We start from the raw sequence: 23,838 nt of genomic DNA, 5'->3' as shown, positions 1-23,838 counted from the left end.
CAGAAAGGGGGCCAAACGGGCGGGGCGTTTTACCCCGGCGGGGCGTTTTACCCCGGTTGGTGGATCTCAACAATGCGTTTTAGTTTTTCACGCAGGGTTTTGCGGTCGATCCCGAGAATAGCGGCGGCCCGGGTTTTATTGCCACCGGTGGACTCCAGCACGCGCAATATGTGCTCGGCCTCCAACGCACTCAGGGTTTGAAGCCCTTCGGCTCTGGGCCGCACGCCCTGGCGCATTGTTTTCGGCAAATCCGCCACGTCGAGGGTGTCGCTGTCTGCATTTACAAGGAGACGTTGCGCCAGGTTCTCGAGTTCACGGACATTGCCCGGCCAGCTGTGATTTTTCAGGTTTTCTATCGCCCGGTCTGTAAAGATCGGCGGTTCAATGCCCATCTCTTTCGCATACTGGTTCAGGAAATGATTGACCAGGGGCAGGATATCCGCCGGCCGCTCACGCAAGGGCGGCACATAAATATCAACGACATCCAGCCTGTAATATAAATCTTCCCGGAAAAGGTTTTTATCGACCATGGCCAGAAGATCTTTGTGCGTCGCCGCGATGATGCGGGTATCAACCTTGCGAACGTGGCTGGAGCCGACAATATGGATTTCCTTGTTCTGGAGGACGCGCAGCAGTTTCCCCTGCAGATTAAGGCTGGCATCACCAATCTCATCAAGGAAGATGGTCCCGCCGTCGGCGATTTGAAAAAATCCCGCCCTGGAATCCTTGGCTCCGGTGAAGGCCCCTTTGACGTGGCCGAACAGTTCGCTCTCGATTAAAGTATCAGGAATTGCCGTGCAGTTGACCGGCACAAAGCGGGCCGCTGCCCTGTCGCCGCCGTAGTGAATCGCCCGAGCGACAAGCTCTTTGCCGGTGCCGCTTTCACCATGGATGAGAACGTTGGCGTTGATGGCGGCGGCACGTTCTATGCGTTCGATAACGTTGCAAATGCCATCGGATATGCCGATCAGGCCATAGGTTTCCGGCGGTGTACACTCAAACACCAGCGCCCGGCGATGGCTTAATTTTCCAATCAGGCGATTGACGGTTGAGCGCAATTCATCGGGCTGCAATGGCTTGACAAGGAGGTTTTCAGCTCCCCGTTTGATCGCCAGAACGGCATCGGGAACAGTGGGGAACTCGGCGGTCATAATGACTTCGATGTCTTTAAAATGTTCCCGGATATACTGGAGGAGAGACAGTCCGTCGACGTCAGGTATCTGAAGATCAAGGACCACCAGGTCCACTTTGCTGAATTCAAGTACCCGAAGCGCCTCAGCCCCCGAGGGGGCAGTGGTAACGTCAAGCTTGCCCTCGGCCAGGCAGTCCCGGATGTCGTCCAGCGCCCTTGCGTCGCTGTCAACAGCCAACAATTTAAAAGGGTCGTGCGCTTTCAATGGAAAAGGGTCCGGTTAGAAGGAAGAAATCATTCAATTCTGGCTTCATCTATATCGTTACACGGATTTTTAAGCAACATACCAAACGATTATCAATATAAATCGCTGAAGGGGGCGGATGCACTGACAAGGGGCATTGAATCTGCAGACAAACGATGGCCCATCCCATCATCAACTTAACGACTTGATATAACCCTGTATTACAGGTAGTTATCCTACAACGGAAAACCTGTCAGAATCCGGGATAGCATGGCCGCCAATCTGGACAGTGAACAATACGTGATAGAAATATCCATTGCCTTTCCTTTCAATGAGAATATATGACAGCTTGTTTCTACCAGGGTGATGTCATGAGCACGTCGTGTTCCGTAACCGGATGATTGGCTATTGCATGGTCAATCTTTCCTATGAACAGCTCACGGGATTCGGGCAGGATGCCCTTGGAAGAGACAATGTTATTGGCGTGATCTCCCCGATAAATGGTCTCGAAACCCGACAGGTTTTCCAGGAGGTATTTTTCCTCTTCAAGGATCTGCAACGGGGTTGCCTGGATGAATTCTCCGGATTCAACCTGTTTGGCAAGTTCGGTGCCCGGCTGGATCGTCAGCGCCATGGGAGCGATCTGTTCCGGCTTCATAACGTTGAGCAGCCTTGTGGTTTCAACAATGTGTTCCCGGGAACGGTCCCTGCCACCGATGCCGAAAATAATGGACGCGAGGAGGTCAATGCCCGCGGCTTTGGCCCGGGCCATTCCCTTTTCGGCCTGTTCCGGTGTCAGGCCTTTCTTTATCCGCTCGAGTGTAACCGGATCGCCGGACTCCAATCCGGTGTAGGCCAGCGTCAACCCGGCCCGCTTCAGTTCCTTGAGTTCTTCGACGCTTTTGCGCCTCAGATCATTCAACCCGGCGTAGAGGGCGATTTTTGCACACTCCGGAAACGTCTCGGTGACCTTGTCCAGGATCTTCAGAAGAAAACCGGTTTTCAGGGCGAGTACATTCCCGTCAATGAGAAATATGGACCGGATATGCGGAAACGTCTGCCGTGCTCGATCGATATCCTTGAAAATCTCCTCGATCTTCCGGATGCGAAACCGCTTTTCCCTGAACATGTCGCAGAATGTGCATTTATTATGCGTACAGCCCAGGGTTGTCTGTATCAGCAGGCTGTTGGCCTCCATCCAGGGACGGTATATTTTTCCTTCGTAATACATGCCTGTCTCCATTTTTTTATCGTATTGCTCCAGCCAGGAGTTCTTCGATAACACGAACCATCGCTTCACATTTCTGTGGGTTCCGTGCATCGGGGTGGGGCGAGGCAAACTGACCGGTGTCATTGTCAAAATACTGCCCGGAAGCCGCCGCGAATTCATCTGACAGAGCCGCACGGCAAAGAATCTCCGCACCGATGCGCAGATCGCCGCCGGCCAAGCCATAGGCCTGCTTCACCATCTTGCTGCCCAGCATCGACCGGGGATTGACGGCGATGACGGCCGGGCCGTCATCCATGAGCGAAAGGGCCATAGCGCGTGACCACATGGTAATCGCCAGCTTGCTTTGCGCATAGGCCATACCGGCGTGCAGGTTGACCCGTCCGGCCAACGCTTCCGGATCGACGGTCGCCTGGGCAGCGGAGGAGAGGTTGATTACCCGTCCGGACGCGCCGAGCAGCGGCAGAAGCCGTTTGGTCAGCAGATAGGGTGCAATCGTATTGACAGCAAACCGAACATCGAGCCCATCCTTGGTAAGGGGATCGGACACGCTGTAAACGCCGGCATTGTTGATGAGCACATCGAGCTTGGCGTGCTTTTCAGCCACCGCCTTCGCCAGCGCCTCGACATCGGCAAACCGTGACAGGTCGGCCACGTAGCTTTCCACGCCCCCCCCGCCGGACAGCGCTGCAAGCGTTCGCGCCACGGTTTCCAGTTTTGCCGGGTTACGCCCGTGCAGCAAGACGGCGTGGCCCGACGAGACCAGCATTCTGGCAGTTTCCAGCCCGATCCCGTCGGTGGCGCCGGTAATAAGAATGGTTTTTTGTTGGGTGGTCATTATCTGATCTCCTGAACGTCCATCACCAGATCGTTCCAGTTGCGCTGGTTATCCATATCATGCTCCATGCCTTTTTCATCAGCGATGGTGAACCGCTTGATGGCGGGCGTCTTGCTGGTTGCCTGATAGAGCCAGAATGCTTCGGCCTTGAGGGCTTCTTCAATTGGCCTGTCGATGGATTCGTACACCATCTGTTTGCAGGCATTGATTGATTCCGCCGGGAATTGGGCAATGCGCCTGGCCAACGTAATTACGTATTCACCGATTTCATCCGGGTCCAGCGCCTTGTTGATGGTGCCGTATGCTTCCGCTTCGTCCGCGTCGAAGTCGCGGGCACTGAGAATGATTTCCAGTGCCCGGCCCAGTCCGACCTGCCGCGCCATGCGGGATGCGCCGCCGCCGCAGGGAAGGATACCCATGCCGACTTCCATCTGCATGAATTTGTTCTTGTCCGAACCGGATATGCATGATTTCAATTGACCTCAACAACGTCATGGGATAATAGTTCGTGCGTTCTTATTGCGCAAGTAGGCACTTTTAAATGTCGTAGTAACAAAAAGGATACCAATAAGGAAAATCAATGCGACACAGCACGTACAAATGTAACAATGGATGCCCCGTAGAGGCGACGTTGGAAATTATCGGCGGAAAATGGAAGGGAGTCATCCTCTATCACCTGATGGAGCGCACCTATCGTTTCGGAGAATTGAAACGGGTGATGCCGGGTGTAACCCAGCGCATGCTGACCAAGCAGCTTCGTGAACTGGAAGCAGATGGGATTATCCACCGCAAGGTTTATGCGGAGGTGCCGCCAAAGGTTGAATACTCGCTTACCGATGTCGGCGAAAGTTTGAGGGATGTCATGATGATGATGCGTGACTGGGGACGGAACCATTTTGGCCTGTAGCTTGAGCCAATTTCAATACACCCCCTTTCGGCCAGTATCGTCGTTGGCCTCACATTTCAATCCTCGAAATACTGCCTGTATGTCTGTGGTGGAAATGATCGTTCGCCTTGATCTTGACCGAAATGAATCGTTTTGAAACAGGCTGTTGTCTTTGAGTTAAAGACCATCCGCTACTACTTTGGTGACAAGGTATTCAACAAGCAGAAAAAATAGATGCCAGGGTGTTTTAATCCGGAGCGGTTGACACACCCTGGTGTTGGCATTCCGAAATCGGCTATATTTCTACAACGACTTTACCCATGGCATGACCGCTGGAAAGACGGTCATGAGCGTTTCCAGCTTCCTCAAGGGAAAATCCCTGTTCATCCAGTATCGGACGCAAACCACCCGCATCAACGATTTCGGCCAGCTTCCTGAGAATCTTGGCGTGTTCTTCCCGTTTATAATTGTGGATCATCGGGATTAACATGAACACGACATGCAATGACAGCCCTTTAAAATGCGCGACTGACAGATCCAGCTCAACCATGGCCACGGTCGAAGCAACTTGGCCATTGAGGGCGGCCGCTTCAAAGGAATTTGCCATGTTCGCACCGCCAACTGAATCGAAAACAACATCAAAACCGGCGCCGTCGGTATACTTGGCAACGTAATCGGCAACCGGTTCGGTCTTGTAATTTATTCCGGTAGCCCCGAGTTCTTGGATCAGTGCCAGCTGCCTGTCGCCGCCGCCTGTCGCACAGACATCAGCTCCGAAATGACGCGCCAGCTGCAGCGCAATGTGACCAACGCCACCGGAACCGCCATGGACCAGCACTTTCTGGCCCCGGGCAACGCCGGCCCGTGTCAGCCCTTCATAAGCCGTGATACCCACCAAAGGCAATGCGGCAGATTCACGCATCGTAAGGGTTTCCGGTTTGTGAGCGATCAAATTGGCATCCGCAACCATGTATTCTGCAAGGGTACCCGGCAAATCACCCAAGCCTCCGGCACAGCCGTAGACCTCATCGCCAACAGCATATTCAGAGACACCCTCACCCACCGATTCGACAGTGCCGGCGAAGTCCATACCCAAAACAGCTGGCAGCTCCGGTGAAATCGGCAGCTCCCTACCCATCTCGCGAATCATGGTATCGACGGTATTGATGCTGGTGGCAGCGACCTTAACCAATACGTGGCCCGGCTTAACCTCCGGTTTGGTGATTTCCGCAGACTCAAATACACTGGAACTGCCAAAATTTCGGATTATCATGGCTTTCATTGATTCTTTCTCCTTTAGTTTTTGTCCTGACAGGATATTCATGATTTCAATTGCCCCCGGCAATGGCTAAGAATAATAGTTCGCACATTCCACTATCGCAAGTAGGCACTTTTTAATGGCGTAGTAACAAAATGGATACCAATGGATTGGACAATGCGACTCACGACATAAAAATGAGATATCGTCCTCCCTGAATTGCAGCGGGATTCCGGCTATCCCCGGCGCAGCAACCGCCAGGCGCGGCGAAAAGCAACCGGGCCGCCCGCCAGTGGATGGCTCTTCCCTGATCTCCACAGGTGATAGGGTGTCATGGAAACATGACGCCATCCCTTACCCTATCATGGAGCCCCGCATGCCAGAGAAAACCGAACGTGACGTGGAAAAAGCCTGTTCAGTGAAGCAGACCGTGGCCAAACTGCGGCGACCGGCCAACTGCCTGGAGCCGAACCAACCGTTTACGATTCAGGTCACCGGCGAACGCATCCGCGTACCGACCGGGGCGGTCTTCAATGTCGAGCACGAACCGGAAGGCCGGACGGAAAAACTCGAGTTTCAGTTCAAATGCGAGAATTGAAGGCCATTCTCTCCGGCTGGTTCACCCCCCGGAAGCATCGGTTTCAAGATAAGGATTGGGGCAAGGCCGGAGGGAGCAAGACATCCCGCGCCGGGACGTGCAGGTATCCCGGATCTCAGCCACACACGCCTGGGGGCCGTTTAAGGCAATGATGGAGGCGATCTGGGTTCTCATGGCGAACAGGATTTGATTTTTTCGCGCAGGCAACGATATCACGGTTTTCAACCCGCCGTTGAGAACATCCATACTGGAATTTATCGGAATTTTCTCGAACCACGTTATGTCTTCGTTGACATAGTATGAGAAAAGTGGTACCCGCCATTCGCCCTGGTTTGAATCTGTTGTTTTGTATCGCTTCTGGAGTTTGATCATAATTTTCTGAATGAAACGGAGTGTAAATGACCAGTATAGCAAAAGTAGTCCCCCCCCGCCAACTGATTGGTGATGGGCCTTGGTGCCGGGACCACACCCATATCCCCTACACTTTTGACGAATACATTCATCGGATTCGGCGGTTTCACGGCTATGCCGCCCCCGGACTGATCCTGGGCGGTAAGATGGTCAGCATGGCCTTGGATCGCTTGGACGAATCCATTTTGTTCGATTCGGTATGTGAAACCGCTTTTTGCCTTCCTGACGCCATTCAAATGCTGACCCTGTGCACCACGGGAAACGGCTGGCTCAAGGTGGTTCCGCTGGGACGTTTTGCCTTGAGCCTTTATGACAAGCTCAACGGCAGCGGGTTCCGGGTCCATATCGATTCTGCCAAAATCAATGCCTGGCCGGAGATAAAAGCATGGTTTTATAAGCTCAAGCCAAAGGCGGAGCAGGACAATGACCGGCTGCATGAAGAAATGGCGACGGCCGGCGAGAACCTGTTTTCGGTTCAGACCATACGGATGCAACCGGCCTTTCTTGAAAAGCGCGAGGTCGGCCCCACCGCCGATTGCCCCATCTGTCATGAGGCCTATCCGGTTCGACATGGCCGGATCTGCCGTGGATGCCAGGGATCGGCGCCCTACCGCCAACCAAGGCAGGGAGCGTCGAGCCCGATTCAGGATCAGCCGCCACTCAAGGTCCTGCCCCTGGCGGATGCCGTGGGGCACCGTGCCCTGCACGATATGACCCGTGTGGTTCCCGGCCAAGCCAAGGGGGCGGCCTTTGTTCATGGCCAGCGGATCGCCGCGGGCGATGTGTGCCGGCTGCAACGGATGGGCCGGGCCAATGTGTATGTGGCGGATGACGTGCCTGAAAGGGACGGATGGGTTCATGAAAATGATGCGGCCTTGGCCTTCGCCCGGGTTATGGCCGGACCCGGGGTGGCCTTTGAGACGCCTCCCAAAGAGGGAAAAATCAATTTTACCGCTGCCGACGACGGGTTGTTGACCATTGACGAGGCCCGACTCGAGGCCTTCAATCTGGTTCCGAACGTCATGTGCGCCACCCGCAAGGGGTATTCGATTGTGAAAACCGGACGGCCCCTCGGCGGCACCAGGGCCATCCCATTGTTCCTGCCCCGCACCGATTTTGAAAAAGCCCTCACGGTGCTTGGTGAAACACCGGTGTTCCGTGTCCATCCCCTGCGCCGGGCACGGGTGGGGGTATTGATCACGGGCACCGAAGTGTTCAAGGGGCTGGTCGAGGACGGGTTCGAGTCGATCCTTCGCGCCAAGATTGAAAAAATCGGATCCCGAATCGTCGGTTCGCTGGTTGTCCCCGATCAGCGGCAGGCGATTGTCGACGGCGTTCAAGAGCTGATCGCTGGCGGTGCCGATCTGCTGGTGACCACCGCTGGTCTGTCCGTAGATCCCGATGATGTCACTCGCCTGGGGTTGCTGGACGCCGGGGTAACGGATTTGCGCTTCGGCATGCCGATTTTGCCGGGAGCCATGACCCTTTTAGCCCGCATCGGAGCCGTGGATGTGCTCGGGGTGCCGGCCTGCGCCCTCTATTATCAGACCACGGCCCTGGATTTATTGCTACCCCGCCTTCTGGCCGGTGTGTCCGTCACCCGGCAGGACCTGGCCCGAATGGGACACGGCAGTTTCTGCCTGTCTTGTGAATCTTGCAGTTTCCCCAAATGTGCCTTTGGCAAATAGACATTCGGCATTTTCGACCTGAGCGGATCGCGAATCGATTGACGCGGCAGGGGAATCTTGGGCCGCGCGTTATTTTATCATCGAACCAGAGGAGAAGACCCAATGACCACAAGTAAGGCGTTCAGTATCTGCGGTATGTGCACGGCACGTTGTCCCATTCAAGTGGATTCGGAAAACGGAACGGTGAAGCGCATTCGGGGCAACCCCCATGTCCCGGCCATGACCGGGGTTTGCCCGCGGGGGGTGGCCGGAACGGCATTGATTGAAGATTCCGAACGGCCCCAGACGCCGCTGATCCGCACAGGCGAACGTGGTGAAGGCAAGTGGAGGGAGGCCTCCTGGGACGAGGCCCTGGATTACGTTGCCGGTCGATTGACGAAAATAAAAGAGAAATACGGCGCCCGGGGGATCGCCTTTTCCGATCGGGGCGGCCCTTTCAGGGATCACCACCGGGCGTTTTTGCGCGGCATCGGAACCCCTAACTACTGCAACCACGACTCGTCCTGCGCCCGGAATATCCAGCATGCTGCCATTTCCCTGACCGGTATGGGGCGAAAGGCCGTGGCCTACGACCTTAAACACGCCCGTCACGTGGTGCTGCAATTCAGGAATATTTTCGAGGCCGTCAATATCCAGGAAGTAAGCAATCTCATGCATGCCATGGATAATGGCTGCAAGCTGACCGTGATCGACGTTCGTGCCAATATCTCGGCAACCAAGGCCACCCGGTACCTGCAGATCCGTCCCGGTACCGACTATGCCTTCAACCTGGCGGTAATTCACGAACTGATCGCCCGGCGTCTATACAATGAAGCCTTTGTCCAGGCCCACGTGGCGGGCATGAATAAACTGGAACAGTTCGTCAAACCCTACACCCCGGAATGGGCGGAACAAGAGACCGGCATCCCTGCCACCCAGTTGCGGGCATTCGTCAAGGAACTGGCCGAGGCCAGCCCCGCCGTAATCTGGCATCCGGGCTGGATGGCCGCACGCTACAAGGACTCCTTTTACATCTGCCGTTCCATTTACACCATCAATGCCCTGTTGGGAGCCTACGGGGCCAAAGGGGGATTGCCCTTTGTCAGTAAACCGGGCGATGTGGGGAAAAAAGGGTTGAAATCCTTTATGGACCTGTATCCCAAACCCGAAGAGAAACGGGCCGACGGGGTGGGTTGGCGGTACCCGCAATTCGAGACGGGCCCCGGTCTGCTCCATTTGATGTTCGAGGCCATGGAAACCGCGGATCCCTATCCGGTCAAGGGGTACATTGCCTATCGTCACGATCCGTTGATGGGGTATCCCGACCAGGAGCGGATCAAGGAACTCTGGAGCAATCTCGATTTGCTGGTCTCCATTACCTTCAGCTGGTCGGATACGGCCTGGAACGCCGATGTGGTCCTGCCCCTCTCCCCTTACCTGGAACGCGATGACGTGATCGCCACCAAAAATGCCCTGAAGCCGCAATTTTTCGTTCGCCAGCGGGCGGTGGCGCCCCGTTATAACACCCGGGCCGACTGGGAAATTTTCGGCGGCCTGGCCAGGCGGATGGGATTGCCCGACCTGGCCTTCGACTCGGTGGAGGATTTGTGGAATTTCCAGCTGGAAGGCACCGGCGTGTCCATCGGGGATTTCAATGCCACCGGCATGGTTCCGCTGGCCGACGCGCCCATTTACAAGGACATGGAAACCTTCAAATTCAAAACCCCCAGCGGCAAAATCGAGCTGGTATCGGACCGCCTGGAAAGCAATGGGCTGCCATCCCTTAAACCTTACGAATCACCTCAATCACCGCCGGAAGGCCAGTTCCGCCTGACCTTCGGCCGCTGCATTCTGCATACCCAGGGCCACACCGTGAACAATCCGGCCCTGTTTGATAAAATGCCTGAAAACCTGCTTTGGATCAACCGCAAGAAAGCCGAGGGCATCGGTGTGGACGACGGCGACACCGTTCGGGTTTCCCAGAACGGCCATTGGGAGACCATCCGGGCCAAGGTAACCGACATGATCCATCCCGAGGCGATATTCGTGATCCACGGATTCGGTCACCAGTTGGCCGCTGAAAGCCGCGCCTTTGGCAAAGGGCTTGCGGACAACAATTTCATGTCCGGCGGATTGACTGTCTGGGACCAGGCCGGCGGCGCCGTCGCTTACCAGGAGCATTTCGTGAAGGTGGAAAAGGCGTGACAAGCTATCGGGACATTGAGTGGCCGCGCGGCCACTCAATGTCCCACCGCCCGGCATGATAATCTTGGTCGGTCCACTATTACAGAGTCATTTATTAAAGATTCATCGAGATCATCTTTGCTGCACGGTCAATGCCCAGACCTGTGATTCGTTGGAGTCCAACTTCAGGAGGGAACTTTTCCGGTTAAGATACATCGACATAGTTTCAACATCTATGAAAAAGGCCAACCACAACATATAGTGGTTGGCCAATTATTTGCTAAACCTGCTAATGCCAGAAGATGTCTTTTCATGGGGCACTGTTGGGCTTTTTTCTTGTACTTTTTAACGGTGTAGAATTTGACAGCGGTTGTTTACCTTGAAATAGGTCTCAGACCGTATCCGAGACAAATGGATACGGCCTGTTTTTACACTCAACCCCAAAATGCCCAAAGCGAATTTTAGATTCGATCCAGTGTGCTCCTTACGCCATCGAAATTGACTTATGCAACGTGGGTATAGAGTTTTTACTTCTTTTTGGATGAGGCATCCTGAATTTAAGGTGCAATGTATTTTCGCCTGCAGAAAAAGGAAAAAAGTTGTATAACGTCACCTGCCTGTTCGACCTGCCATTGTTTACAATGTTTTAACAATTGGGTTAGAAAAGCACTGATAGCTTGATCGGTTAGGGCATTCTCAGCAGGCTTGTCATGATACTGATAGAGCTGTTGGCCCCACTTCACGCAATAATGGATTTTTTTTTGATGGATCACTTTCTGGGTGGACAAATACAGCTTGAATTCCTGTATCCTATTTACCCCCTTATAGTGTTGCAATGCTCATCGTAAAATACGGTTAGCAACCCAAATTTGGCTCTAACCCGTCTTTTTTTGCAATATGCAAAACCTTTGATTGTTGACGGTTAATCGAAAAATCTTTGATTAATCAAGGAGATATGGTAGATAAAAGGAAAACTAGGTAGAAATCAATTTTTTGTGCAAATCCCCAAAAACATTCAACCGATGCTCATCGTATTGCGTTGAGTAACTAGTGTTCATCCAGAAATAGGAAAATTGGGTCGAGATCAAGGCGCGCGAAAAATTTTACCGCCCCGTATAGATCACGGGATGTCCCACAGGCATATGGCTGATATTCCGAGGATAAAATTTTGAGCGCAACGCAGATATCGGACAAATTGGCCATTTATGGGTGGGTACTAACTGATGATAGATCCTTATAGGAAAACGTCATGTCTATAAAGATGAAAAATTTGGATGCTGGATTAGGTGTTGTGTTCATTGGTGAGGGAATAGTCGCCGGTGAAGAGATTATTCATTCAAATAGGACACTTTTATCTTTTAAAGAAAAAATTAAAACCAGTAAATACTGCATTGTAGACTATTCTTATGCTTCTAATTTCGATGTGTCAGCGTCTGAAATAGAAACTATAGCGGCCCAGGATAAAGAAATTTCAAAATACTTACCCGAATACATTGTAGCAATTGTAGCAAAAAAAGATGTCGAATTTGGTGTCTCACGTATGTGGGAAACTCTTATTGAAATTAATGATCTACAGTGGGAGACAATGGTCTTCAAAGAGAGAGATGATGCTGAAGAATGGATAAAGCATAAAGTTAAAGAAAAATATGATATTGATCTAACCTTTAAATTCAGCGAACCCAAAAACCGGGCCGTTGATTAATTTGTTGAGTTTTATATAAGAGCTGCCGATATGCGTTGATAATCATCAGCGTACCACTTTAATCTTAAAGGACATTCTCTTGCCTACGCATTTGCTGACCAAATGAAGAGCACCGTCAAGGCCGTTTTGAACCCGTTCGGCAGATTTTTGTTTGACGGTATCAAGGGGTCAACAGAATTGGTCGTTTAATCGCTCTGTAATGAGACATAGGGTAGCTGCATATCACGCATGGCTTTTCCGGTTTTTCAGTTATTGTAGAGCCACAAATTTCACACACATAATAATTGGGTTTCATATCTTCAATTTTTCTGGCTAACAGTCTGAAAAATACTCCAGAATATTTTTTGATATCATTTATCATCTCTTCGTGTTGTTGATGCGATTTCCAGGAATACATGCAACTTTTTACAGCCTGTTCATGTGACTCAGATGATAATTCTTTTAGAATTTCCGGGTAAAATTTATTTATTTTTTCTAACTCTTTCATGGATGCAGTATTTAGATTTTCCTTGGTGTTGGAAATGGATACGGATATTTCTATTTTTCGTAGCGTTGTTCCTAAAGAAACGATTAATTTTTGATAGTTATCTGCATGTATTTTCTCAGAGACTGATAATGTGGAAAAAAGATATGCAATATTTTGATAATCTTCAGAAAGGGCTTTCTGGCAATATCCATCATAATGCTTACTGGCGATCATCTCTGTTCTATAAGCTTTTTTTAGTAAGTCAATGGTCAACGGGTATCGTTTTTCATATTTATCCCCATCTGCCACAGCGAAAGATTTTAGGGTTGCAAGAGGCGAATAGAAAAAAAACAGAGTAGAGAAATACAATAGTTGTCTTCTTGAAATCATAACTTCCTTAGAAGTGTCGAATTTACCATGAATTAATAAATACCGGACATTGATTACAATAGACGTCTTGTTAACACCCAATACAGGGGGCCAAATAGCCAATTCCAGCATATCATCTAATTTGAAGGATATCGCTAAAACTTAAACCCCGGCTTCACATAAATTGAGTTCTGTATGATCCATACCGCAACGACCGATAGCGCAGTCCAAAAGCGTTGTCCTGGGTGCGGAGCCTGCCCTGAAATGGTGGAGTTCTGCCCCCCGCGGTGCGGGATCTGCGACACGCCAAGGCCGCAGCGAGGTCGAAACATGAAGCGCACCCCCTGACAGCAGGTCTTCATGCAGACGTTCAGACACAGTTTTTGGCAAGGCCGGAGGAAGGAAGATGTATCAGGCATACCGAGACGACCGGTAACGCCGCCAAAATCATTGCCTGAACGTCTACAATACTTTGCGGATACCTCTCACCGCCTGGCTGATGCGCATGTTGTTTTCGATGAGGGCAAAGCGCACATAGTCGTCGCCGTATTCGCCGAATCCCAGGCCCGGCGATACGGCCACCTGGGCCTCACGGATGAGGAATTTGGAAAACTCCACGGACCCCATCTTGCTGTATTGCTCCGGGATTTTTGCCCAGACGAACATGGTGCCCTTGGGGCTTTCGATTTCCCAGCCGGCCCGCGACAATCCGGAAATAAGGGCATCGCGCCGTGATTTATAGGTATCGCGGATCTCGGCCACGCACTCCTGGGGGCCGTTCAAGGCAATGATTGAGGCGATCTGGATCGGCTGGAAAATCCCGTAGTCCAGGTAACTTTTTATGCGCTTCAGGGCGGCGATGGTTTCCGGGTTGCCGACGCAATAGCCGACCCGCCACCCGGCCATGGAGTAACTCTTGGACATGGAGAAGAACTCAACCCCCACCTCCTTGGCCCCCCTGGCCTGCAGAAAGCTGGGGGCCACGTATCCGTCGAAGGTCAGATCGGCATAGGCGAAATCATGGATCACCATGATGTCGTGTTCCCTGGCAAAATCCACCACCCGCTGGAAAAAATCCAGATCCACCACTTCCGTGGTGGGGTTGTGGGGGTAGCTGAGCACCAGCACCTTGGGCCGGGGCCAGGTCTGCTTGGTGGCCTGGATCAGGTTCTCGAAAAAATCCTGGTCGGGGCCTGCCGGGATGCCCCGCACATCACCGCCGGAAATAATAGAGGAGTAAGGATGGATGGGATAAGTGGGGTTGGGGGCAAACACCACGTCGCCGGGCCGAATGGTCACCAGAATCAGATGAGACATGCCTTCTTTGACGCCGATGGTGACGATGGCCTCCCTTTCGGGATCGATGTCCACATCGTAGCGGCGTTTGTACCAGTCGCTGATGGCCATGCGCAGTTTGGTGATGCCCATGGAGGCCGAATAGCGATGGTTCCGGGGATTCTGGGATGCCTCGGTAAGCTTGTCCACAATGTGCTGGGGCGTGCCGATGTCCGGGTTGCCCATGCCCAGGTCGATAATGTCTTCCCCGGCGCGCCGGGCTTCCATTTTGATCTCGTTGACGGTGGCGAACACATAGGGCGGCAAACGGTCCAGCCTGGCGAATCGGGTCATGATGCCTTCCTTTTAGGTAAATATGGGCGGTGTTATAGTTTTTAAAAGTCGGTCAGAAAGGGCTTGAATATAAAGATAAATATAATAGTCACCGAAGATTGTCAAAATTTTATTGGCCGTGTCGGCCGCAACGCGGCGGCATGGCCCGATCAGCGTCGGCGACCCGGGTCACGGGGATCTTTATCCACCAATATCCGTGGAAATGGGTTTGACTTTTTGGTGGTATCAGATTAGTTTTACGCCTATTTACAGCGCCTGTTCTATACGTTGCCGTCCGGCCGGATCGAGGTGGCCTGACCTTTCAACCCAAAGGATCCACAGCGTATTCTGAAGATATGAGATTGATCCCAATACCGTCTTTGGGCAGAGACAGGGCGTTTTGACAATGAATCCACCAATCAGCCGAATAACCGTCAGGAGTATTTGAATGAAAAAAAAGCTGACCTATGCCGATGCCGGCGTCGACATCGACAAGGCCGATCACCTTGTCGATGCCATAAAAAAGATCGCCAAGAAAACCCGAAGGACCGGCGTCATGGGTGAAATCGGGGGATTCGGCGGCCTGTTCTCCCTGAACACCGCCAATATGGAAAGCCCGGTGCTGGTCAGCTCCACGGACGGTGTGGGCACCAAGCTGAAGATCGCCTTTTTGATGGATCGCCATGACACGGTGGGCATCGACCTGGTGGCCATGTGCGTGAACGACATTGCCGTTCAGGGCGCCAGGCCCCTTTTCTTCCTGGACTACCTGGCCACGGGAAAGCTCAAGACCGGCACGGTCACCGATATCGTCAAAGGCATCGGCGACGGATGCATACAGGCCGATTGCGCCCTCATCGGAGGGGAAACCGCAGAGATGCCCGGTTTTTACCAGGACAATGAATATGACCTGGCCGGCTTTGCCGTGGGCCTCGTCGACAACACCAAAATTGTCGACGGCTCGGAAATCCGACCCGGGCACCAGATCATCGGCATCGCCTCCAGCGGCCTGCACAGCAACGGCTATTCCTTGGTGCGTAAAATCTGCTTCGATGTGCTGGGGCTGAAGGTGGACAGCCACGTCCCCGAACTGGGAAAACCCCTGGGAGAAGAATTGATCACCCCCACCCGGATTTATTCGGAAACCATCCAGTCCCTGGTTCGCGATCTTCCCATCCAGGGGCTGGCGCACATTACCGGCGGCGGCATCACGGACAACATTATCCGCGTGATCCCCCAGGCCTGCGGTATCGCCATCAAAAAAGGATCCTGGGACATTCCGCCCGTCTTCCCCTTTTTGCAGGATGCGGGCAATGTCGATGAAAAAGAGATGATGCGCACCTTCAACAATGGCGTCGGTCTGGTAGCGGTGGTACCGGAGGAAAGCACCCAGGAAGTGCTTAACCGGCTGTCCGGCAGCGGCGAGAAAGCGTGGGCCATCGGAGAAGTGACCCAAACCCGTAAAAACGCGAGGTCCCGGGTTCAACTGGTATAAAGCCCGGGATCAGACCGCATTTGATGGGAGTATCCATGTTTAAAAAAATCATAGCGTCCATCTCCCGTTTGTTCGAATGGATCGCCGAGGGGCAGAAGCGGCAGCCGGTCTGCAAAACCTGAGCGCCCGGTAGTCGAAACCCCGGTCCGGGGTCTGCCAGCCGGAAAAAGAATCAGGGATAACCCGTTGATGGATGAAATGAGCACTTAAGCCGGAACGGCCGGTGAAAATGGCCGCTGTTTCGGTTTTTTATTGGTTGCCGGTCAGGCCCACCGGCAACCGATCGGAAAGAGAACCATGATTGTACTCGGTATAGAATCATCCTGCGACGAAACGGCGGCGGCGGTGGTGCGCGACGGGCGTCAGGTGCTCTCCTCGGTGGTGGCTTCGCAGGTAGCCGTCCACCACCCTTACGGCGGTGTGGTGCCGGAACTGGCCTCCCGCAAACACATCGAGGCCATCGTGCCCGTTGTCAACGGCGCCATCGCCGAAGCGGGTATCGACGAAACCCGGATCGATGGGGTGGCCGTCACCCAGGGGCCCGGCCTGGTGGGGTCGCTGCTGGTGGGATTCTCATTTGCAAAGGGGTTCGCTTACGGCCATGGGATTCCGTGGATTGGCGTGGATCATCTTGAGGGGCATATCAATTCCGTGTTCCTGGAACCGGACCCGCCGCCCTTCCCCTTTGTGGCCCTGCTGGTTTCCGGCGGTCACACCAGCATCTATCACGTGACCTCCCACCGGGAGTTCGAGCCGATGGGCCAGACCCGGGATGACGCCGCCGGGGAAGCCTACGACAAGGTCGCGAAAATGCTGGGGCTGGGCTATCCCGGCGGGATGGTGATCGACCGGCTGGCGGCCCGGGGCGATTCGGGCAAGGTTTTTTTCACCCGGCCGTATCTCGACAAGGCCCGGTTCGATTTTTCCTTCAGCGGAATCAAGTCGGCGGTGGGCCGTTATATTCAGACCCACCCGGACACCTACCGGGATGACCAGGCCCACATTGCCGCCGGATTCCAGGCAGCCGTAGTGGATGTGCTGGCATACAAAATCATCCGTGCAGCCGGAGAAAAGGGATGCGGCCATCTGGCCGTGGTGGGCGGTGTGGCCGCAAACCGGGGCCTGCGCGACGCCATCACCCGGGATGCGGCGGAAAAAGGCATTACCGTTCACATCCCCGCCCTTGACCTGTGCGGGGACAACGCCGCCATGGTGGCCGCCGTGGGTTACCATCGACTGAAAGCCGGCGAACGCGCCGGCATGGACGACGATGTCTATTCACGGGTAAAATTCAAACCCTGAGGCCTACTTCAGCTGACTGTCTTTGCTTCCGCGCCGATTAAAACCGGTGGTATCGGTCTGTTTTTTTTCGAGCGCCGACTGGCAGCTGACGCACAGGCGAACGCCGGGAACGGCCCTGCGGCGAGCTTCGGGGATAAGGCGTTCGCATTCCTCGCAATGGGTTGACCCCTCGCCATCGGGCAATCGGCTCCTGGCCAGCTTGACGGCATCTTCGACACTGGCGTCTATCTGATCCTGAACGGCCCCGTCGCGGGACCAGCCTCCGGCCATAAGTTCCTCCTACTTCAAAGTCTGCCGACTATTGATCGGACCATGAATACAATCTATCGGAACCGGTCGTCAACCCCTCGGGTTCTCGTATTTCAAGGCCCAGGGCCCCGCCAGGAACCTGCGCTTCAAGCGCAGAATCCGTTCCACCGAACGCACGCCCATCCGCCGGAGCCCCCTGTCGGCAACCAGCGCCTTGCGGATTTTCTCACACGCCGCCTGGATATCGGGCCCTTTGTGGCAGATCAGGGCGATGTCCACATCGGCAATCATGATCTGTCCGATGGTCGTGTCGATGGTGAGGTTGGGTTTGATCGCCCCCATGTCCAGGTCGTCCGTCATCACGACACCCTGGTACCCCATCCGGCCTCTCAGGAGGTCGGCGGTGACCGCCGGGCTCAAGCTGGCCGGCCATACCGGGTCGATACCGGCATAACGGATGTGGGAGAGCATGATGCCGGCCACCCGGCCATGGATGGCGGCCTGGAAGGGAACCAGATCCGAATCGGCCAGGGTCTTGGCATCGATGTCAAGGTCGGGCAATGCCAGGTGGCTGTCCAGGACCGTGCGCCCGATGCCGGGAAAATGCTTGGCCACCGCCATGATGCCGCGCCGCTGAAAATGGTCGATCATCGTGGCTCCCATGGCGGCGACCCAACCGGGGTCACTGCCGAAGGCACGGCCGGCCATGACGCTTTCCACCCCTTCGGGGGCAACGTCCAAAACCGGCGCCATGTCCATATTGATTCCCACACCGGTGAGTTCTCCGGCGGTCACCCGGGCAAAATGGGCGGCGTCGTCGGGATGCGTCATGGCCGGATTTCCGGGAAACTGGGTAAAGGGCGCCCTGAGCCGTGCCACCTGCCCCCCCTCCTGGTCGATGGCAATGAACAGTGGCGGCAGGCCGCAGCTGGCAGCGAAAGACTGGCAGTCACGGCACAGATGCCGGATCTGATCGGGTGTATCCACATTACGGGAGAAGAGAATCAGCCCCCCCACCTGCAGCGTACCGATAAGGAATTCCAGGTCATCGTTGAAATCGGTGCCGTCAAAGCCGACCATCAAGCGCTGGCCGGCCAGAAAATTACTTTCGGAAGGATGCATGGGTCTCTATTCCAGGTTGTATTTCTGGCCCAGGGATCTCTCTATTGAGCCACAAAGGGATGGAGGGGTCAAGGGTTCCAGACCAGTGCAATTGCATGTAGACTCCCGGATCGTCTTTGTACCTGAAACCAGGCACCCCATATTGCCGATCGATCAGACGTCGGTTGGACGCCTCTTCCCCTGAATCCTCGAATCCTTGCCGCGTTTAAAAAAGCCAGTAATACCCAACCCCGACAACCACCAGGCTGATGACGCGCAGCGTCTGGCCGAGAAGCAGCAGCTGCAGGCCCATGGCCGGCGAGAAAATCCCCATATAACGCGGCAATTGGTGGCGCAGGGCACGAACGGGAAATGCCACGACATTGCCCGCCAGAAGCGCAATCACGGTCTGCTTGACCGTCAGGACCCCGGCCTCCATCAGGGCGCCGGCAGCGGCGAAGCCGGAGGTAAACTCTGCGGCAAAGCTTAAAATGACAACGGACAGGGACTCCACCGGCAGCAGGCTCGTGACCACGAACCGGGCCAGCCACTCGCGTGCCGCATCAAAGCCGCCCATGGTGTTGACCATGAACACCAGGGTGTAGATGGGAACCACGTAAACGGCAATGCGGATCAGCCGCCCGGGCATCCGTTTTCGGATGGCCTGAACGATTCCCATGGGCTCCCGCCGGTCTTTGCCCCGCTGCGCCACGGGGTCGACCGCCGCTTCCGAGACCCAATCCGACGTGCAGAACAGACGGCCGTATATCATCACCAGCAGGGTCCGAAGGACCAGGGCCACAAACGTCAGCAGAAAATAAAGCGCCCCGGCACGACCGGTGAGGGGGATGACAATGAAAAAGGTGGTCGGCAGGTGAAGAAAATAAGCCGGCAGCTGGTTCATGAGATTGCCCAGAAACAATTGCCGCCGGGTAATCGTCGCCTCCTTGAAAAAGGACAGCAGCATGGCGTTGGCGGCCACACCGGAAAAAAAGGCTGTCGTGAAAGCGGCCGAACAGCGAGGGCCTATGTTGCTGAAGCGAAACAGGGGAGCGGCCACCACGGCCAGACGCCGGGTCCAGCCGGTGGCTTCGATCGTCTGCCCGACCACCAGTCCCAGGGCGATGAAAACAAGCAGGCGGGTCAGTGGGACGATGAGGCGCCGGGCCAGCCGATCGGCGGTCAGCCCATCCAGGTTCAGCCACCCCCAGCCGACCAGCAGAAGGGAGCAGGCCATTGAAATCGCCAGGGCCGCATAGGGCAGCCGCGCCTCAACTTGCCTCATGGGTGCTTTTTTTCTTGGCAAGGACCAGGGTCCAGTACCCCGGTTTGCGCTGCTTCAACGTGTTGACGTCTTCGATCACCTCTTCGTTGGCCAGGCAGCAATTGGCCACGGCCACACTGTTTTCAATCATGTGCTTCTCTTTCAGGGCGTCGATGATATCCCCTGCGTTGCGGTAGGCTTTCATGAAAACCACGTTATCCACGGTTTCCGAAAGCTGGCGCAGGCGGTGGCCCCCCTCGACGCCGGACAATACCAGCAGGGATTCCTCGCCTTCCACCAGCGGACGGTTCACCCGGGCGGCCGCAGCCTGATAGGCCGTAATACCGGGAATGGTGACCACCGGTGCGTCGGGCGCCAGGGCCAGCACATACTTGAGGACATACCCGTAGGTGGCGTAGGTCAGGGAATCGCCCAGGGTGAGAAAAGCCACGTCTCGCCCGGTTTCCAGTTCGGCGATGATGGTGCGGGCATGGGCCTGCCAGCAGGCCTCTTTTTCGGCCTGGTTCTTGGTCATGGGAAAAGGCAGCAGCCGCACGTCGCTGTTTTCGGGAATGTGGGGGGCGGCAATGGTGACGGCCTGGCTGTGTTCATTTTTGGTGGAGGAGGCCGCGAAGATCACCTCGACCCGGTTGATGATCCGGACCGATTTAAGGGGGATCAGGTCGGGGTCACCGGGCCCCACGCCGATGCCGTAAAGCGTTCCGTATTGGATAGTGTTCATGGTGTCGCCTGTTAGAAATAGGTTTTTAGGCTGAAGGCTGAAGCCGTTCAGCAGCGGGTAATCGTTTCTCGTTGTTGTGCCCTCTGAAAAAACAAACCGGCTCAGTCTTTTTCGCCGGCCATGACAATAAGTGCGTTGACCACGGCCGCAGCCACGTTGGAGCCACCTTTGCGGCCCACGTTGGTAATATGGGGGACGTCACACCCAAGCAGCAGGGCCTTGGATTCGGCCGCGTTGACAAAGCCCACCGGCAGCCCGACCACCAGGGCCGGGCGCACCCGGCCCGCCTCCATGTGTTCGATCAGCCGCAGCAGGGCCGTGGGGGCGTTTCCCACGACGTAGATACCGCCGGCGAGCGCCGGCAAAGCGACGTCCACAGCCGCCTTGGCCCGGGTGATGCCCTCCCGGGCGGCCGTCTCGGCGACCCGTTCATCGGCCATGTAACAGGCCACCGCGCCGCCAAAGCGGGTCAGGTCCCGCTGGCGGATGCCCACCCGCGCCATGTTGGTGTCGGTAATGATGGCACAGCCGCTGCGAATCGCGGCCACCCCGGACGCAATGGCCTCCGGGTGCAGCCGGATCATCCCCTGCCATTCAAAGTCCGCGCTCGTATGAATCACCCGGCGCACCACCTGCCACTGATCCGGCGGGAAGTCGTGGACGCCGGCTTCGCCGTCAATCATCTGAAAACTCAACCGCTCGATCTCATTGGGTTTCATCATTCAATCCTTTACTCTTCGTTTTATCGCGCCACTGCCGGCAGGCGTCTACAAAGTACCGGGCGGCGGGTGGACAGCTGCCGAAATGCAGGTGGACGTAGCTGCCCAGGGTCTGGCCGGCCGCAAAACCTTCGGCGGGCGTCTCCATGCCGGCCCGGTCGGTCACCCGGTAGACCCCGGACACCCCACCGGCGCCATCGGCGATGGTGGAATAATGAAATTCATGCCCCCGCATGATCTGGCCGGCCGGTCCCAGCACGGAGGGCTGCGTCTGGGCAATCTCCCGGTATCCCAGGGCCTTGAGCCGGTCCAGCATGCGGGTGCCGAAAGGCAGGCAACCGGTCATGGGGAACACATCACCATGGGTGTCGCCCATCTCCCGGCACAGGTACATGAATCCGCCGCACTCGCCGTAAATGGGCATATTCTTCCGGCTCAACTGCCGGATTTCCTGCCGCAGCGGACGGTTATCGGCCAGGTCGCTGGCATGCAGTTCGGGATATCCCCCTCCGAAATAAAGGCCATCCAGCCCCTCCGGCAGACGGTTGTCTGCCAGGGGAGAAAAATAGACCAGCTGGGCACCGGCCGCCGCAAGCAGTTCCAGGTTGTCCGGATAGTAGAAACAGAAGGCGGCATCCCGGGCCACACCGATGCGCACACCGGCAGGCTTTCCCATGGGGACCGGCCTCGATGGACGCCCCTGAAGATCGATTTCAGGCAGCCCTTCCAGCAACGCGTCGAGGTCGAGTCGACGTTCGACGAGCCCGGCCAGACGGATGCGATCCGCATCGGTCATATCGTGATCATCACGGGTCACCAGCCCCAGGTGCCGCTCGGGAATGGCGATCGTTTCATCACGCAACACACCGCCCAGCACCGGCATGTGCACATGGCCGTCCATGGCATCCTTCAGATAATCCAGATGGCGATCGCTGCCCAGGTGGTTGAACAGCACCCCGGCATAGGACACGCCGCGGTCAAACCGTTCGAATCCCTGTACCAGGGCGGCGGCACTGCGGGCCATGGCTCGTGCGCCCACCACCAGAACCACCGGCAGATCCAGCCACTTGGCCATCTGGGCGGTGGAGCCGGCCTCGCTGCGGCCGTCGTAGCCGTCGAACAGGCCCATGACCCCTTCCACCACGGCGATGTCGGCGCCGCCGGCTTGCCGGGCGAAAAGGTCCAGGTTATAGGCCTGGGAGAGCATCCAGCCGTCCAGGTTCCGGCTGGCACGCCCGGTGACCCGGCTGTGGTGGCCGGGATCGATAAAATCCGGCCCCACTTTGAAGGGGGCAACGGTATGCCCCCTGGCCGTAAGTGCGGCCATCAGCCCCAGTGTAATGGTGGTTTTACCGGCCCCGCTGTGGGTGCCGGCAATGACAATGCCTTTGATCGCGACCTCCTCAAAAGTCCCCTCTGGTCCGCGGCGTCAACCGTCGATGCCGGCGGACGCCAGTATGTCTCGCCCCGCGGAACCATACAGGTCCGGATAGAGCAGACAGCCGATGTGGTAGATTCCGTTGAGCAGCCCGAGGGTGGGCCGCGAAACCATGGTTTCGTCCACCTGGAACACCCGCCCCGTTTTGATCGCCCTGATGACGCCGAACCCCGGTTCGGCCATGATGGCCGCCACCGATGTCTGGTTCATTGCCCCCTGCTGGGAGAGAAACACGTCGATTTCGGCGGCATGGGAGAGCAGCCGTTCCTTGCCGTAAACGGCGATGTTATTGTTTTCACGCACCGGCGCATCGGCAGCCACATTGATCCCGCCGGCGGTCTCCAGTGCAAAAATGGCCATGGCCTGCGGGGTGAAGGTTTTCATTTTGCTGTGGATGGCTTCGAAATATACCCGCTCCCGTTTTTGCACCTGTGCCGACAGGCGCTTAAAGCCGGCCACCGAGCGCTCGAAAACGCGGATCATCCGGTCGGCCTGCGGCTCCCGATCGGCAAGCTGCCCCAGCAGGGACCAGTATCCCGCCAACTGGTCCACGGTCGTGGGCTGCAGCGACACCACCCGGATCCCGCTCTGACGCAACCGCCGCACCAGCCGGGGATACCCGCGGGCAATCATCGGCCGGATCAGCACCAGGTCCGGCCGGGCGGCCAGAAACCGTTCCGGATCGTCGTGGTAGGAAAAAACCGCTTTGCCCCCTGCCCCGGGCAGATGGACGGACTGGCCATCGATGCCCGCCAGCCGTGAGGCCGCCCCGAGGGCCAGCAGGTTCTCCGTATGGGCACCGTACAGGGAGATGATCCGGTGGTAGGGTCCGCCGTCCACCACGGATGGATCCACCTGAAGGTCGCCGGCCAGCCCGGCTCCCGCCAGGAACAGCCATACGGCCGCAACCCAGAATGAAATCTGTCTATTCCCCATC

General features: G+C 55.8%; 21 protein-coding genes. 7 read left to right on the top strand and 14 right to left on the bottom strand.

Annotated elements, in window-relative coordinates:
* Positions 1 to 47 precede the first annotated feature (47 nt).
* The 4 genes from DSCA_RS30285 to DSCA_RS30270 form a co-directional block, all read right to left on the bottom strand.
* Positions 48 to 1,370, bottom strand: coding sequence for a sigma-54-dependent transcriptional regulator (locus tag DSCA_RS30285; RefSeq protein WP_231716568.1), 1,323 nt, complete (start codon positions 1,368 to 1,370; stop codon positions 48 to 50).
* A gap of 361 nt (positions 1,371 to 1,731) precedes the next feature.
* On the bottom strand, positions 1,732 to 2,607 hold the full coding sequence (locus tag DSCA_RS30280; RefSeq protein WP_155319969.1) for a B12-binding domain-containing radical SAM protein: 876 nt from the start codon (positions 2,605 to 2,607) through the stop codon (positions 1,732 to 1,734).
* Positions 2,608 to 2,623: 16 nt separating this feature from the next.
* Positions 2,624 to 3,442 (bottom strand): SDR family NAD(P)-dependent oxidoreductase, encoded by an 819-nt coding sequence (locus DSCA_RS30275; RefSeq protein ID WP_155319968.1) that lies wholly within the window; start codon positions 3,440 to 3,442, stop codon positions 2,624 to 2,626.
* Positions 3,442 to 3,918: an enoyl-CoA hydratase/isomerase family protein gene (locus tag DSCA_RS30270; RefSeq protein WP_197904694.1), complete on the bottom strand. Its 477-nt coding sequence runs from the start codon at positions 3,916 to 3,918 to the stop codon at positions 3,442 to 3,444. Before DSCA_RS30270 ends, DSCA_RS30275 begins: the two co-directional genes overlap by 1 nt.
* A gap of 104 nt (positions 3,919 to 4,022) precedes the next feature.
* Between DSCA_RS30270 and DSCA_RS30265 the strand changes: the two genes are divergently transcribed.
* Entirely contained in the window at positions 4,023 to 4,349 is a 327-nt protein-coding gene (locus tag DSCA_RS30265) for a winged helix-turn-helix transcriptional regulator (protein ID WP_155319967.1), read from the top strand.
* A gap of 274 nt (positions 4,350 to 4,623) precedes the next feature.
* Here DSCA_RS30265 and DSCA_RS30260 read toward each other — a convergent pair whose 3' ends face one another.
* Positions 4,624 to 5,610 carry a zinc-dependent alcohol dehydrogenase family protein gene (locus DSCA_RS30260; protein ID WP_155319966.1) on the bottom strand — a complete coding sequence of 329 codons (987 nt, stop codon included), beginning with the start codon at positions 5,608 to 5,610 and terminating at the stop codon, positions 4,624 to 4,626.
* A 352-nt stretch (positions 5,611 to 5,962) separates the two neighbouring features.
* Here DSCA_RS30260 and DSCA_RS30255 point away from each other — a divergent pair, with 352 nt between their 5' ends.
* The 4 genes from DSCA_RS30255 to DSCA_RS30240 all read left to right on the top strand — a co-directional run bounded on the left by DSCA_RS30255 (position 5,963) and on the right by DSCA_RS30240 (position 12,148).
* Entirely contained in the window at positions 5,963 to 6,184 is a 222-nt protein-coding gene (locus DSCA_RS30255; RefSeq protein WP_155319965.1) for an amphi-Trp domain-containing protein, read from the top strand.
* Positions 6,185 to 6,582: 398 nt separating this feature from the next.
* Positions 6,583 to 8,283 carry an FmdE family protein gene (locus DSCA_RS30250; protein WP_155319964.1) on the top strand — a complete coding sequence of 567 codons (1,701 nt, stop codon included), beginning with the start codon at positions 6,583 to 6,585 and terminating at the stop codon, positions 8,281 to 8,283.
* Between the two features lie 102 nt (positions 8,284 to 8,385).
* The gene (locus DSCA_RS33045) at positions 8,386 to 10,467 is read left to right on the top strand and encodes a molybdopterin-dependent oxidoreductase (protein ID WP_155319963.1); all 2,082 of its coding nucleotides are present in this window, start codon (positions 8,386 to 8,388) and stop codon (positions 10,465 to 10,467) included.
* Positions 10,468 to 11,695: 1,228 nt separating this feature from the next.
* Positions 11,696 to 12,148, top strand: a complete 453-nt coding sequence (locus DSCA_RS30240) for a hypothetical protein (protein WP_155319962.1) — start codon at positions 11,696 to 11,698, stop codon at positions 12,146 to 12,148.
* Between the two features lie 160 nt (positions 12,149 to 12,308).
* Here the strand turns inward: DSCA_RS30240 and DSCA_RS30235 are convergent, their stop codons facing one another.
* Both DSCA_RS30235 and DSCA_RS30230 read right to left on the bottom strand, forming a co-directional pair.
* Entirely contained in the window at positions 12,309 to 13,004 is a 696-nt protein-coding gene (locus DSCA_RS30235) for a ferritin family protein (protein ID WP_167528018.1), read from the bottom strand.
* A 441-nt stretch (positions 13,005 to 13,445) separates the two neighbouring features.
* Entirely contained in the window at positions 13,446 to 14,612 is a 1,167-nt protein-coding gene (locus tag DSCA_RS30230; RefSeq protein ID WP_155319960.1) for an aminotransferase class I/II-fold pyridoxal phosphate-dependent enzyme, read from the bottom strand.
* Between the two features lie 427 nt (positions 14,613 to 15,039).
* On the opposite strand from DSCA_RS30230, the gene purM reads away from it, so the two are divergent.
* Both purM and tsaD read left to right on the top strand, forming a co-directional pair.
* Positions 15,040 to 16,086, top strand: coding sequence for a phosphoribosylformylglycinamidine cyclo-ligase (gene purM, locus DSCA_RS30225; protein ID WP_155319959.1), 1,047 nt, complete (start codon positions 15,040 to 15,042; stop codon positions 16,084 to 16,086).
* A 297-nt stretch (positions 16,087 to 16,383) separates the two neighbouring features.
* Positions 16,384 to 17,388, top strand: a complete 1,005-nt coding sequence (gene tsaD, locus DSCA_RS30220; protein WP_155319958.1) for a tRNA (adenosine(37)-N6)-threonylcarbamoyltransferase complex transferase subunit TsaD — start codon at positions 16,384 to 16,386, stop codon at positions 17,386 to 17,388.
* Positions 17,389 to 17,391: 3 nt separating this feature from the next.
* On the opposite strand, the gene DSCA_RS30215 is transcribed toward tsaD, so the two are convergent.
* The 7 genes from DSCA_RS30215 to DSCA_RS30185 form a co-directional block, all read right to left on the bottom strand.
* On the bottom strand, positions 17,392 to 17,658 hold the full coding sequence (locus DSCA_RS30215; RefSeq protein ID WP_155319957.1) for a DksA/TraR family C4-type zinc finger protein: 267 nt from the start codon (positions 17,656 to 17,658) through the stop codon (positions 17,392 to 17,394).
* Between the two features lie 69 nt (positions 17,659 to 17,727).
* On the bottom strand, positions 17,728 to 18,759 hold the full coding sequence (locus DSCA_RS30210; RefSeq protein ID WP_155319956.1) for a glycoside hydrolase family 3 N-terminal domain-containing protein: 1,032 nt from the start codon (positions 18,757 to 18,759) through the stop codon (positions 17,728 to 17,730).
* A gap of 205 nt (positions 18,760 to 18,964) precedes the next feature.
* On the bottom strand, positions 18,965 to 20,023 hold the full coding sequence (locus tag DSCA_RS30205; RefSeq protein WP_155319955.1) for a nucleoside recognition protein: 1,059 nt from the start codon (positions 20,021 to 20,023) through the stop codon (positions 18,965 to 18,967).
* On the bottom strand, positions 20,010 to 20,744 hold the full coding sequence (gene cobI, locus DSCA_RS30200) for a precorrin-2 C(20)-methyltransferase (protein WP_155319954.1): 735 nt from the start codon (positions 20,742 to 20,744) through the stop codon (positions 20,010 to 20,012). The genes DSCA_RS30205 and cobI overlap by 14 nt, the downstream gene beginning before the upstream one ends.
* 101 nt (positions 20,745 to 20,845) lie before the next feature.
* Positions 20,846 to 21,466, bottom strand: coding sequence for a precorrin-8X methylmutase (locus tag DSCA_RS30195; RefSeq protein WP_331457137.1), 621 nt, complete (start codon positions 21,464 to 21,466; stop codon positions 20,846 to 20,848).
* On the bottom strand, positions 21,450 to 22,841 hold the full coding sequence (locus tag DSCA_RS30190) for a cobyrinate a,c-diamide synthase (protein WP_331457178.1): 1,392 nt from the start codon (positions 22,839 to 22,841) through the stop codon (positions 21,450 to 21,452). Before DSCA_RS30190 ends, DSCA_RS30195 begins: the two co-directional genes overlap by 17 nt.
* Before the next feature lie 51 nt (positions 22,842 to 22,892).
* Positions 22,893 to 23,837 (bottom strand): ABC transporter substrate-binding protein, encoded by a 945-nt coding sequence (locus DSCA_RS30185; RefSeq protein WP_155319952.1) that lies wholly within the window; start codon positions 23,835 to 23,837, stop codon positions 22,893 to 22,895.
* Position 23,838 lies beyond the last annotated feature (1 nt).

The organism is Desulfosarcina alkanivorans (assembly GCF_009688945.1).
Taxonomy (GTDB): Bacteria; Desulfobacterota; Desulfobacteria; order Desulfobacterales; family Desulfosarcinaceae; genus Desulfosarcina; species Desulfosarcina alkanivorans.
The sequence above is the reverse complement of the archived record's forward strand: the minus strand, read 5'-3'. Positions and strand labels throughout refer to the sequence as shown.